A 13,424-nucleotide genomic window follows, 5' to 3' on the forward strand; every position below is an offset into this window, starting at 1 on the left:
TCAAAACCTACACTTCTTATGTTGTATGTAGTATCAATGGTTGATGATTTTTAAGAGACTCAAAGGTTTCTTCTAATTTTTGAAAACATTCGTCCCAAAAAACTATACTGCAAGAGCTGTCGAGAAGGCTTTGTGCTTGCTCAAGTTCTTCACCAGATTGAACAAAATTAATTATTTTATTATTTATAGGAATACTAGGGCTTTTTACTTCAATTAATTTCCCTTTTATTTTAGGGAAAGTTAGCCAACCAGCATAATTCCCTGATTTGTTGATTTTTAAATCGTAAGAAGGCTCAATTTGTACCTTATAATGTAATTCCTCGAGATGAACATTAAAAATAATTTCGTACATATTAGGTACTAATGCTCCTGGCGTTCTGGCCGCTGCTTCAAGAAAAATTAATTCTCCTGAATCTTCTTTTCGAAATATTTCTATGTGGAAAGCAGAGGAGAAGAAGCCAAGATTAATTAAAATGTTACGACTAAATTCTTCTAGGCTAGTAAGTAGTTTTTCATCCTTGACAGGTATGCTGCCCATAGGACTTCCTTTGGAAAACCTTGCCAGAGGATAAGCATATTTACCTGCCATAAAAAATCTAATTTCATTGTTATGGACGAGCATATCACAATGATACAAATCGCCTTCGATGTATTCATCTACCTCAAATTCATATGGCACAACTAAAATTTGTTCGACAGCTGATTTTAAAGTATTAAGATCTGTTATGTAATGCGTTCCAATGCTACTCACTAAATCGATAGGTTTGATAAACATTGGAAATCCAATTTTATTTATTAAATGCTGCAAGTATTTTGGGGGATTGTTTTTATATTCGGATTTATTAAATTGAATAAAATTAGGGGTTCTTATTTTTCCTTGAAGCTTATTCTTTGACACTATTTTGTTAACAAAAGGCAGAAGCTGCTCTGTTTTATTACCAGGAATACAATATTTTTCACGTAGTTGAGCACAAACGAGTTGAGTACTTTCTTCATTTGTTAATAGGTTAATATTTTTTCTGCCATACAAACGAATATATTTTAACAAAATGGGTTCTACTTCTTTAAAGCTAATCTGATGAAAATTTCTAGTAATCATGTGAATTTCGTCGAAGCAACTTCGGTTCTCATCAGATAAATTTTTTAAGGAATAATCACTGCCAATTAGAATAAATTTAGAATTATTTTGTTTTAGATTTAAAAAATTAGATTTTATTCCTATTACATTATATATAAAAATATAGACCTGCATTTATTCCCTCAAAGAGTGAATTTCCTCGAATTGACTAATATATCACATTTTCATTTGGCCTCATAATTTCCAGTTCGAACAAACTAAATATTTGTAACTTGAAATAATTACAGGTTAATTATTTAATGTTCACGGTGTTTTTCTAATTTCTAAACATGCGGAGCAAAAACAATACTTGGTGTTTACTATCTGCAAGTTTTAAAAAAAACAGCTATACTTATCGAACTAGTTAAAAAATTTAATATATTCAAGGACTATTTTAATATCATTAATGATGAACTCTCGTTTAAAGTTGAAGAATAAATCAGACATTATTGAACTGCTTTTCAATAGCATGCCTTTTTCTTACGTTTTTTGGAAAAACAAGCAAGGTGTCTACTTAGGAGCGAATACGAATCAAATTAAACTTTTTGGAAAGGCTGGAAAGGATTTTATTGGTAAAACTATTTTCCAGGTACTTAAAGATCCAGATTCGGCTAAGTTAATTGATGAGATTGATAATCGAATAATGCAAGATGGCATACCCGCTATTCTGGAGGAGCCAGTAGTTACTCCACAAGGAGAAAAAAAATTCTTCCTTTCGCAAAAACAACCTATTAGAGATCATAACAATGTAATAATAGGACTCCTTGGATTTTCCATAGATATAACCGAACGCAAAAAAATGGAAGAAGAGTTGCGTAAAGCCAAAGAATTAGCGGAAGCAGCCAATAAAGCAAAAACCGAGTTTTTAGAAAACATGCGTCATGATATTCGCACCCCGCTCTCTGGGATTGTTGGTTTTGCGGATATTATTAAAATGGAATCTAATAGTCTGCAAGTCAAAGAATACGCCGAAAATTTAGTTGCCTCGAGTCATGCTTTACTTAATTTACTGGACGAAGTGCTGGAGGCTATTAGGGTTAGTTCCGGGGAAATTCCTAAATTAAAGAAAAAATTTAATCTACAGAAAACATTGCAGCAAATTATCGAACTTAATCGCGCCAAAGCTGCCCAGAAAAGGCTTAAAATGACTTTCGATTATGATCCTCATATTCCTCGGTATTTAATTGGAGATAAGATACGTATTCATCGCATTGTTTTGGAGTTAGTTGCCAACGCACTAAATTTTACCGACAGCGGGTTTATTAAGTTGTTTGCATCACTTGCAAAACGCAACCACCGCGAAATCATTGTCCGGCTCATTGTGGAAGACTCAGGAATTGGCATCCCTAAAGACAAACAACAAGAAATATTTTTACAATTTAAGCGATTAACCCCTTCTTATCAGGGTATCTATAAAGGCGCAGGCCTTGGTCTTTCTGTGATTAAGCAATTTATAGACGAATTAAGTGGTGAAATTTATGTCGAAAGCGAGCCTGGAAAGGGTACCCGATTTACCTGTATTTTGCCGCTTCAAGAATCCCTCCTTGACGATGAATTCGGCGTTGATAGCGAAATGGAAAACGCCATCGATAAGCCCTATGAAACTACCTATGCCCAAGAAATAAAGCCTATTCAAAACGAATCGACAAAAAAACATCGTGTTTTGATTGTCGAGGATAATGCCATTGCTCAGACTGTAGCAAAATCCATTTTAGCCCAATTGGATTGCCAAGCCGATGTTGCCGAAAGTGGGAATAAAGCAATCGAAATGTGGAAAGCAAAGTCTTACGATTTGATTTTTATGGATATTGGTTTACCTGATTTAGACGGATATCAAGTAACCCATCTCATTCGTGTTCAAGAACTGGCAAAAAAATCCCATACACCCATTATTGCACTGACAGCCCATGCAGGGGAGGAAAATAAAAAACGCTGTATCGATGCTGGAATGAATGCGGTTCTCACTAAGCCATTGACTGCAAAGAGTTGCACTGACATCGTGGATGCCTTCATTCCGGGTAGACATCACAATAGAGTCCAACAAGAGTCTTCAGACTACCATTCTGATTTGCCGGAGCAAGCAGAGGATTTATTCAATCTTTCCCCCTTTCCACTCTTAGACATTGATGAAGGTGTTAGAACAACTGGGAGCGAGGATGCATTGGCCGAAATGTTGGTTTTTATGATGGATGAATCGCTGCCAAAAGATTTGTCTGAAATGAAGAAGGCGCACGAAATTGGCGATTGGGATAAAGCCCAGCAACTTGCCCATAAAATTAAGGGTGGGGCTGTTTATGTGGGAAATGTTAGAGTGAAAGTGGCTTGCCAATACCTTGAGCGCTATTGGAAAACGGGGCAGCGCGATTTACTAGAGAAGCTTTATCAGCAAATTTTGTGGGTGATTGAGGAAAGTCTACAGGAAATTTCTTATTGGCTAGAAAATCGTTAATGATCGAAGCTAAAAATGCAATTCTAAGCTTGGGTAGGTTGCCCTACGGATTAAATCAGTAGTTTGTTTTTTAAAGCAATGATTTTCTTAGTGGGTGGGAAGGACTATTTTTTATCCATTTTTCCAGAGCTTAATTAGATAACTCCTTAGAGTTTTTTGTAGTCTACAAAAAATTTTAGGGACGTTACCTAATGTAATTTTTATTTTTCATCTCTCGCATGTCCTGTGGGTGCAAAAATCAGACGATTCGTTATCTCACAACCGACCAGTTTAGGCACTATAACCCTAAGATTAAACTGAGAGATTTAGCTTCGGCGTAAAGCCCAAAGATCGTCCAAAGGGAAAATTTTTTACTCGGGTTGACAATTAAACTATAATTAGAGCACCTCGATAATTAAATTTAGTATGTCAACAATAAGAAAATTATGCCTATCTATCTGTCCAGAATGTCTTCTTTATATTGGCAAAATTTAAGCTCAACATGTAAGAATAATTTTGCATCTGCTTTTGGAAAAAAAACGAATTATTTTAGCTGCTCTTTACGAGGGGTGGGCGCATTATGAGAAAATACCATGCACCCAATAGCTTGTTACCTTTTTATCTTGCTGAGCAGGGTCGGACTAATAATTCGCAAAACAGATACAATTTATGTTTTTCTTATTACTTAACTAGTGAAAGCCAAGTTACTTTGTTAGTGGAGATGCTGCAAAAGTTAATTAAGTTGAAGGCGCACCTACGGCAAACATTTACCCTTGAGCATGATACGTTAGTTGCTCGTATCCACAATGAATTACCCGCAAACATTCATTATATTACCTCGAGCGCAGCCGAGCTTGATAATCTTGAAAGAACACTTGTAAACGAACCGCATGATTTCGCAAAACACTCAGCAATTCGACTCAGTATAATAAAGATAACCGACAGAAGCAGTTATCTGGCATTTTTTAATATTCATCACATCCTTATGGATGGACTTAGCCTTGATGGATTCATAAATGATTTAAATCAATTAATCGAAGGCAAAAGCGTAGCAAGTGAAAGTGCAGACGATTACATAGCAAAGGTAAAAAATGAGACGGCTTTGCAACAGGATATCAATAATCCTGAGTTAGATGCTTATCTTCAGGAAGTTTATGATATTGCTGATAATATGGAATATCAAATAACTCATAATAATTCGGAGCTTTGCTATTTTACCCGCGCGATGCCCCAAGATTTGCGTCAAAAGCTAATAAGTGCAAGCAAGGAGTATACCCTCAGTATTTTTAATTTATTGTTGTTAGCTTGGGGGGTGTTTATTTGTAAGTTAGGCAACCAAAAAAGCATCCTGATCAATTATCCAGTGAATATTCGCAATGATAAATCAATACCAGGTTGTTTTATCAACTTAAATGTTTTGCCATTGCGCCTTGCGCCAGAAGAATCCTATCTAACTTTAATCAAGCAACAAAGAGATAAACTTCCTTTTTATAGATTGCTTTCAAGGATTGAGCTGCGCAATAGACTACACTTTGCTCCTACTTCGAGTTTTGCAAGTTCGAATTTCGCAAAACCTGCGAATATTATCATTGATAACCAATCCTTCCCAGGCAAAAGCTACCCGCAAATTGCGAATGCAAATTTAAGCGTAAAGTATAAAGAAGAAGGAGATTTGTTCTTATTTAGTATGGATGTTTTGTCAGATTTGTTTCCGGATTATGTTTCATCTTCCCTTCTTCCACGTTTTTTTAATTACTGCAATAAATTATTGGATAATCCAACGGTAGCATTATCAACTATTGATTTAACTTTTGAACGGGAAAAAAAATTAATTCTGTCCGAATTTAATCAGACATTACAAGGCTTTCCTCAAGGAGAGACACTTATCGATCTTTTCGAAGCGCAAGTGGAAAGAACACCTGATAGGATCGCACTTGTTTTTGAAGGGATTAAGTTTACTTACGAAGAGCTTAATCAAAAAGCCAATCAGCTTGCCCATTACCTGGCCATCCAACATCAGGTCAAACCAGACGACATCATTGCGCTACTGCTGGAAAGAAATGAACACATGTTGATGGCTATCTTGGCAGTTTTAAAAACGGGTGGTGCTTATGTACCGCTTGATTTAAGTTACCCCTTCGAACGAATCGAATATATTCTTGACGATACAAAAGTTAAAATGGTGCTCACGAATGAAATTCACCGCGATAAATTAGCTCCCCTCATTAATTACCGTGATTATGAATATAAAGCAGGGACTATCCGGGTTGATATTATTGCAATCGACAGTTACGGAATTCAAAAAAAATTAAGTGAGCTTGATGTAACTAATGTCATTACTGCTGACACAAGTGCCAATCTTGCTTACGTCATATACACGAGCGGAACAACTGGCCAACCTAAAGGAGTAATGATTGAACATAAAAGTGTGATCAATACTCTCTATGCTTTGAATTGGGTTTATAAGAAGGATGACAATGCTGATAAGCCGTTAAAAATTACCGCTTTCACTAGTTATGCTTTTGATGTCTCCGTTTCAGAATTTTTTGTACCGCTTTTGCGTGGGGACGAATTGCATCTTTTGAGTAATACATTAAGAAGGGATATATTAGCAACAAGTAAATATATTAATGAGCATGAAATCAACTACGTTTATCTACCGCCTGTTTTACTGGCCAATTTACCCCGTATTAAATACCCTTCTTTACAAGCAATCATTTATGCAGGCGAGCCCTGTGATAGGGAAACAGCACATTATTGGTCAAATAAGGTCAAGCTATATAATTACTATGGACCTACTGAAGCATCTATTTATGCAACAGGCAAACAGATAGAAGTTGATGAGGTGAATTTAATTGGTAAACCTATCGCCAATACGACAGCCTATGTACTCAACCAAGAAAGACAACCGCTTCCAATTGGCATTGTAGGTGAGCTCTATATTGGTGGGCAGGGACTTGCAAAAGGCTACTTAAATAAACGCGAGTTAACCGCAGAACGCTTTATTGCAAATCCATTTCAGACTGAGGATGAAAAAATCCGAGGGGTCAATAGCCGCCTCTATAAGACTGGTGATTTGGTCCGCTGGCATCCAGACGGTAATTTAGAATACTTAGGACGTAATGATTTTCAAGTAAAAATAAGAGGGTATCGGATTGAACTAGGCGAAATTGAAAATGCGCTCCTCAGTTATCCTGATATCAGACAAGCTGTGGTGCTTGTAAAAAATTTTGCCGATACGGACGATGCGTCAGTTACTCACAACATTTTAGTTGCTTATTATGTTTCCCCTGAAAGAATAGACCAGCACAACCTTGATGCCCATCTTACCCTCTACTTACCGGATTATATGCATCCGAGTGCAATGGTGCATTTAACCCAATTACCGGTGACACCTAATGGCAAGTTAGATAGAAATGCGCTCCCTATGCCAGAGTTAACCCTAACCCAGAATTATATTGCACCAACTAACGATAAAGAAACTTTAGTTTGTGGCGCTTTTGCCAAGGTCCTGAGTTTGAGCAAAGTGGGAATTGATGATGATTTTTTTAAAATAGGGGGGAACTCTATAAGTGCTATTAGTCTTGTAGCTACCCTACAAGTCAATTTTAATATTAATGTAATGGACATTTTTAACCTAAAAACGCCCAAAAAAATTGCTAAGAACATCCCCTTTATTAAAGATAATTTGAAACATCATTTGGAAAAAATTCGCACTGATTACCTGGAAAAAGCGCACTGCGTATTAAATGAAGCACCATTTCAGAAAAAACTAGATCACTATTTTGAAAGCATTCAGCATTTAGAAATTACTTCTCTTAAAAATTCCGTAAGCCATGTGCTGCTTACTGGTGCTACGGGCTTTTTGGGGTGTAATTTACTTCATACCTTTTTAACCACAACTGATTACAGTGTTTTTTTGTTAGTCCGAGCTAATTCGGATCATGAGGCCTTTGAGCGGGTCAACAAGAAGTTTGAGTATTATTTTGACAGTAATTTACTCCATTTCCATAATAAACGCCTGTTTGTTTACGCAGGCGATATTGAGAAAAAAGATTTAGGGATTTCAAAGGAAACCTATCAAACACTAGTGACCCAAATTGATAGTATTATCCATTCAGCAGCACTCACCAAGCATTACGGCGAATACGACACATTTTATTTGGCGAATGTGCAAGCGACAAGTCATCTTTTAGAGCTTTGTAAGTTAACTCACTTAAAGCATTTTCATTATATTTCGACAACTTCAGTGCTAAACGAAGGCTATATTCCCAATTGTGACTATTATATTTTTACCGAAGATGATGAAGGTAACAATTTAGAAGATCGCACGAATATTTATGTCAAAACGAAGTATGAAGGGGAAAAAATTGTTATTAAGTACAGAAAACACGGGGTTATTGGCAATATATATCGTGTAGGCAATTTAGCCTTTATAGCGTCTAACCAGAAAGCACAAGAAAACAGTAATGAGAATGGTTTTTTTACTCGCCTTCGATGTTTAATTAATTTAAAGATGATTGCGCCTGAAATTGGTATTGAGGAAGTTTCGCCAGTTGATTCAACGGCACAGGCCATAGTAAAACTGTTTAATTGCACCGGATTTAATAATACTACCTTTCACGTTTTTAACCCGACTCCCTGTAATTTAAGTGAGATTCTTTCACAAGAGGATACCTTTAATGTTGAGCAAGTGGCTATCGATCAATTTATTACAAAGATTATCAAGCAGTTAGATAATCCGGATTATCACCAGACCATCGAGCTTTTTTTACTTCATCGACGTTGGTTAAATGAGCACCATGATTATTCAACGTCATTTCGAATACTACAAGATAAAACCCAAGCGATATTGAAAAAATTGGGGTTCGATTGGCCTAAACTTACACATGAGATAGTAATCAACTATTTGAAAAAGGAAATGCATCGTGCAAAGCAAGGCGAAAATTCTTGAACTCCTTAAGATAGTTGCCCCTATTCTTCCAGCCCCCATATATTGGGAAGATGTGAATAGTGTGCTTCTAGGAGGAAATGAGGCAGTATTTAATGCGACAGGAGCAATGTTGCCTGAGGCCTACGTGGGTAAAACGCTTTTTGAATTATATCCTGCCGATATGGCAGCCCATATTAAACAGCACAATGAAGAAGTGATGAGAACTGGGAAAATTCTTTCTCAAGAAGAAGCCATACGCGATATTTCAACAGGCGAATTAAAGTATTTTACTGCAATTAAAGCCCCGTTACGTGATGATGAAGGAAATATTATTGGTATTGTTGGCACCTCGATTGACATCACCGAACAAAAAAAATTACTTGATGATTTAAAACTTGCTAAGGAAATTGCCGAATCTGCTAACCAAGCTAAAACTGAATTTATAGCGAATATGAGCCATGACATTCGCACACCGCTCTCTGGCATCATCGGAATGTCACACTTTTTAGAAGAAAACACAGACGATCCAGAAGAGAAACAATACGCATTGTGGGTCAATCAAAGCGGGGAGCAATTACTAAAATTGCTCAATGGGGTCCTTGATGTCGTTTCTGCTGCTCATCTGTCTGAAGGTGATATTGTGGCTGAGAGCATTGATCTTCGCCAAAGCATAGAAGATATTGTCCGGTTAGAAAGACCGACCATCCATGCAAAACACCTTGAATTCAAAGTCGATATTGACGACAGCGTTCCACAATATATTATTTGCGATCGCTTTAAACTAAACCGCATTTTGCTTAATTTGGTTGGCAATGCGATAAAATTCACGCAAAAAGGATACATTGAGCTTGCGATAAAGCAAATTAGCCAATCTGGACGAACTGTTATCTTAAGATTCAGTGTCAGAGATACAGGTCCCGGTATTCCAAAGTCTTTGCAATCGAAAGTCTTTGAGCAATTTTATCGGATTAGTCCGTCCTATAAAGGTGATCATCATGGTCATGGGATTGGGCTTCATATTGCAGAGAAATATGTCGCTTTATTAGGCGGCCAAATCCAATTAGAAAGTGTTGAGGGGCAGGGCACAACGTTTTTTTTTACCCTACCTTTAACCATCGGCCAGGAGGAAAAGGCTGTTCCTTCCACCAGACTATCTCAAAAAATTAAGCAATCATCGTCTCGCCGAATTTCAAATCCCCACGACAAAAAAATTTCAACTTCTATTAATTCGAGTCCTTTGGCAACGCTCTTGTTAATCGAAGATAACGAAATTGCTTTAAGAATGATTGAGGTAACTGCAGAGAAAAGTGGTTGCCATTATGTTTCAACGAATAATGGCGAGGATGCCCTTCAATTAGCTAAATCGAAAAAATTTGATTTAATTATTACCGATATTGGTTTACCTGGTATATCTGGTAATGAATTAACACGCCAAATACGCAAATGGGAAGAATGTGAAGATAAAAAGCCAATCCCAATTATTGGTTTAACTGCGCACGGATTAACCGAAGCAGAAAATGAATCGCTAAAAGCAGGTATGAATCAAGTTATTTCCAAACCAATTAAGTTAACTGTCCTCCAATCTGTGCTTGCTCAATTCCTACCTCAAAAAGAGGGGCTATCTTCTTCAACAGAGGCTGAAAAACAATTTTTAGGATTGGATTTACCCGATACGAAGGAAGAGTTGTTTAAGCTCGATGGTTATCCTTTACTGGATGTGCAAGAAGGTATTTCTAACCTTGGCGAAGAGATTATTTTAAGGGATTTGCTTAACTCTATGATTTCAGAAGAAATACCTAAAACGATAACTCGCTTAGAGGAAGCCTATAAAGCACAGAATTGGGAATCAATTGAAAAATTGGCACATCATTTTAAAAGTGCTGCTCTTTATTGCGGGACTACTAGGTTAAAATACGCGTGTCAATATGTGGAGCGATATCGCAAAGCGGGGCATGAGGAATTATTAGATGAGCTTTACCATCAGCTCATAAACGTCATCCAGAAGACGAACCACCACATTCGCGAGTGGTTAAAGCCTATACTGTAGTTTTTCCTTTATATTCCCAATATTAATTGGCAAAAGTTTAGCAAGGATTAAAAAATGATGAAAAAGACATGGTTTATAACAGGTGCATCTCGTGGTATCGGGGCAGAAATAGTAAAAAAATCACTTGAGGCGGGTGATAATGTTGTCGCAACCGCGCGTGAGGCAAGTAAACTAATATCCCAATTTGGGAATTTACCTAACTTACTTTCACTAACACTTGATGTCACCATTGCAGCGCAAATAGATGTTGCTGTAGACGCTGCCATTAAAAAATTTGGCCATATTGATGTGCTTGTTAATAATGCAGGCTACGGTCATCTGGGCGTTTTTGAAGAGTCTACCCCCGAAGAAGTTCGCGCTGAATTCAATACTAATGTGTTTGGCCTCATGGATGTAACGAGATCAATTATACCCCTCATGCGTGAGCAACGCCGAGGACATATTTTGAATATTTCGTCAATTGCTGGACTTCGAGGAAATTTTGGAGGTGCGCTTTATAATTCCAGTAAATTTGCTGTTGAAGGATTTTCCCAATCTATTGCCGAGGAATTAGCCCCTTTTGGGATATATGTAACCGCCGTTTCCCCCGGATTTTTTAGGACTGATTTTCTTGATCAACGATCTGTTAAACACCTAAATCGCTCGATTAATGACTATGATCAGGTGATGAATGACTATCAAGCATTCATTAACAACCGCTCACATCAACAATTAGGCGACCCTAAAAAACTTGCAGATGTTATTCGCAAGTTGGTGGATGTTAAAAATCCTCCCGTGTCTTTTGTAGCAGGCTCCGATGCAGTTGAGTGGCTTGAAAACACGGTTGCGCAAAAAGAAGCAGAACTTAAAGACTGGAAAACGCTGTCATTAACGACTGATGGGGATTGGTAATTGCAATGTTATGAATAATGGATAAGCTCCTTTTTGGAGGCATCCATTAAGCAAGGTCAACCACTTTTTAGCAGCCTCAACAGAAAGAAGGAGTTTCTTTTTTTTGATAGTCTTACGGATGATACTCCATTAAATTGTGCCGTCTTTTCGAGCATAGCGAGGAATCTCCGAAAAATTAGTGCATTGACTACCATTAACTTTTAATTTTTAAACTCGTTGTTTTTTACAAGGGGATTAATGATATCAGAGGAAGATACGCCTGGACTTTTATGCTATTTCGATGCAAAAGATCATGCTCCCGAAAATATTGCGATGATTCGGTATATTACTTCAAAATACCAAAAAAGAAATTTAAAGACATGAGCATAAGGCATCTTCAGTAAAAAGCAGGCTGGACAGGCTCGAGTCTCGATATGATTTTAATGGCGGCATTTTAATGAGATCGTGTTACTTTGCAGGAGATTCCTCGCTGCGCCCGGAAAGGCGCCACATTTTTAATGGGATAGCCGTGAGATTGTCCAACAGATATGTTTATTAATTTGTGCAATAATATACAGTGTGATGTATACATAATTGTTTAATATTGGAAGAAATTTTTGGAGGGAACCAAAATGAGAATGAAAACGATTGTCCTCACATCCTTGGTCTTAAGCGCCTCAGTCGCTTTTGCGGATGTAACCACTCCACCTAAAGTGACTATTCAGCAAGCGCTGTCTGCAGCTGAAAAGGCAGGATATACCGATATTCGGAAAATTAAATACGAAGACGGTCAATGGGAAGTGAAGGGGTTAAACGCTCAAGGTAAGAAGTTTAAGATAAAAATTGATGCAACGACCGGAGCTCTCTCTGAGGAAGACAAAGACTAAATTAGAGCCAATTCCTCGCATCAGGAATACTGATGCGAGCCGTACAGGGACGTGAAAAAAATAAGAAATGAAACACGAATGCCTTAGTACTGTTTTTTATTTTTTGATATTACTTTTCTTATCAAGATTAATCCGCCACTTTTACAAAAAAGAGCCGCACACTTCCACCTCTGATGGCAGTATCGTTATGGCCATAGGTATTTTTTCATTCGATGCGTTGCAACAGCTTTCATTTTGCACCCATAAGTTTAGCCAGGTAGTTACCCTGGAATTATTAATTATTTGGCTATATTTAGCGAGTAGCTATATCAATCAATACCTGCAGGGGTCTTTCAACGTTACTATCAAATGTAAAGTAAGCCAATTTGGGATAGGAACATGGGTTGCCGGCTCGTCAATACTGGCTATGTTAATTTTCCGAGATTTTTCTTGTTACCACTTCGTAGCTTGGATGTGTGCTTTTTTGGCGTTTATTATTTGGTTAATTTACCTCATTCTTGCTGTTTCCAATCTATGGCTTATCGTAGTTCGACAATCCACAGTCCATATTGGAATTATTTTATTGGCCACAGTGAGTACGCAATCAATTGCTTTGTTAACTTATTTTTTGTTCGCAACTTCAATTGGGTTTTTTGCCTATCAAATGCTTATCGTCTTAGGTTATCTATTTTACCTCACGGGGCTTTTTATCATTGGAAGATATCTCCTTCAAATTCAATGGAAGCGCATTGTTTTAGGATGGAATAGCACAAATAGCATCATTCATGGCGCATTGTCCATTTCAGGATTAGCCGCGGCCACCACTGAGATAATGCCTGAAGAAATTATTATTGGTACATGGTTTTTAGCAACCGTCTTTCTTCTTCTTGTCGAAGGGATAAGTGTGATAAAAGGGCTTTATCGGCTTAGAATCGCTGGGTTCACTCAAGGGATACTGGTATACGATGTTTCTCAATGGGCACGTGTTTTTACTTTTGGAATGTATTATACGTTTAATCTTTCTCTCATAGGGCATCACGTGTATACAAATTGTTTTATTAAAGAAATTACCCATTACGGGCAATATGGCGTTGCGGTCATTTTATTATTTGAATTGGTTAATTATTTTAATCACGTTATGAAGGCTAGAGGGTAAATTGAAT

Annotated in this window: 7 protein-coding genes; 6 read left to right on the forward strand and 1 reads right to left on the reverse strand. The window is 37.3% G+C overall.

All coding sequences use genetic code 11. The features are described from left to right. Positions 1–16: 16 nt before the first annotated feature. Positions 17–1,099, reverse strand: coding sequence for an ATP-grasp domain-containing protein (locus tag LMI_RS02340; protein ID WP_161939858.1), 1,083 nt, complete (start codon positions 1,097–1,099; stop codon positions 17–19). A 424-nt stretch (positions 1,100–1,523) separates the two neighbouring features. Between LMI_RS02340 and LMI_RS02345 the strand changes: the two genes are divergently transcribed. From LMI_RS02345 to LMI_RS02370, 6 genes are all read left to right on the forward strand, one after another. Further along, on the forward strand, positions 1,524–3,566 hold the full coding sequence (locus LMI_RS02345) for a response regulator (RefSeq protein ID WP_045098368.1): 2,043 nt from the start codon (positions 1,524–1,526) through the stop codon (positions 3,564–3,566). A gap of 559 nt (positions 3,567–4,125) precedes the next feature. After that, on the forward strand, positions 4,126–8,499 hold the full coding sequence (locus LMI_RS02350; RefSeq protein WP_045098369.1) for a non-ribosomal peptide synthetase: 4,374 nt from the start codon (positions 4,126–4,128) through the stop codon (positions 8,497–8,499). Then, positions 8,474–10,525: a PAS domain-containing hybrid sensor histidine kinase/response regulator gene (locus LMI_RS02355; protein WP_052679417.1), complete on the forward strand. Its 2,052-nt coding sequence runs from the start codon at positions 8,474–8,476 to the stop codon at positions 10,523–10,525. The genes LMI_RS02350 and LMI_RS02355 overlap by 26 nt, the downstream gene beginning before the upstream one ends. 54 nt (positions 10,526–10,579) lie before the next feature. Further along, positions 10,580–11,416: an oxidoreductase gene (locus tag LMI_RS02360; RefSeq protein ID WP_197540469.1), complete on the forward strand. Its 837-nt coding sequence runs from the start codon at positions 10,580–10,582 to the stop codon at positions 11,414–11,416. A 611-nt stretch (positions 11,417–12,027) separates the two neighbouring features. Continuing rightward, positions 12,028–12,282 carry a PepSY domain-containing protein gene (locus LMI_RS02365; protein WP_045098370.1) on the forward strand — a complete coding sequence of 85 codons (255 nt, stop codon included), beginning with the start codon at positions 12,028–12,030 and terminating at the stop codon, positions 12,280–12,282. Positions 12,283–12,469: 187 nt separating this feature from the next. Continuing rightward, a complete protein-coding gene (locus LMI_RS02370) occupies positions 12,470–13,417 on the forward strand; it encodes a TDT family transporter (protein WP_058393229.1) in 948 nt (315 codons plus the stop codon). Positions 13,418–13,424 lie beyond the last annotated feature (7 nt).

Source organism: Legionella micdadei, from assembly GCF_000953635.1.
Taxonomy (GTDB): domain Bacteria; phylum Pseudomonadota; class Gammaproteobacteria; order Legionellales; family Legionellaceae; genus Tatlockia; species Tatlockia micdadei.

What these genes read in the sequence shown, in the direction of transcription:
- LMI_RS02350 (WP_045098369.1), top strand. Translation starts at nt 4,126, where the DNA reads ATGAGAAAATACCATGCACCCAATAGCTTGTTACCTTTTTATCTTGCT.
- LMI_RS02360 (WP_197540469.1), top strand. Translation starts at nt 10,580, where the DNA reads ATGATGAAAAAGACATGGTTTATAACAGGTGCATCTCGTGGTATCGGG.
- LMI_RS02370 (WP_058393229.1), top strand. Translation starts at nt 12,470, where the DNA reads ATGGCCATAGGTATTTTTTCATTCGATGCGTTGCAACAGCTTTCATTT.
- LMI_RS02340 (WP_161939858.1), bottom strand. Translation starts at nt 1,099, where the DNA reads ATGATTACTAGAAATTTTCATCAGATTAGCTTTAAAGAAGTAGAACCC.
- LMI_RS02345 (WP_045098368.1), top strand. Translation starts at nt 1,524, where the DNA reads ATGATGAACTCTCGTTTAAAGTTGAAGAATAAATCAGACATTATTGAA.
- LMI_RS02365 (WP_045098370.1), top strand. Translation starts at nt 12,028, where the DNA reads ATGAGAATGAAAACGATTGTCCTCACATCCTTGGTCTTAAGCGCCTCA.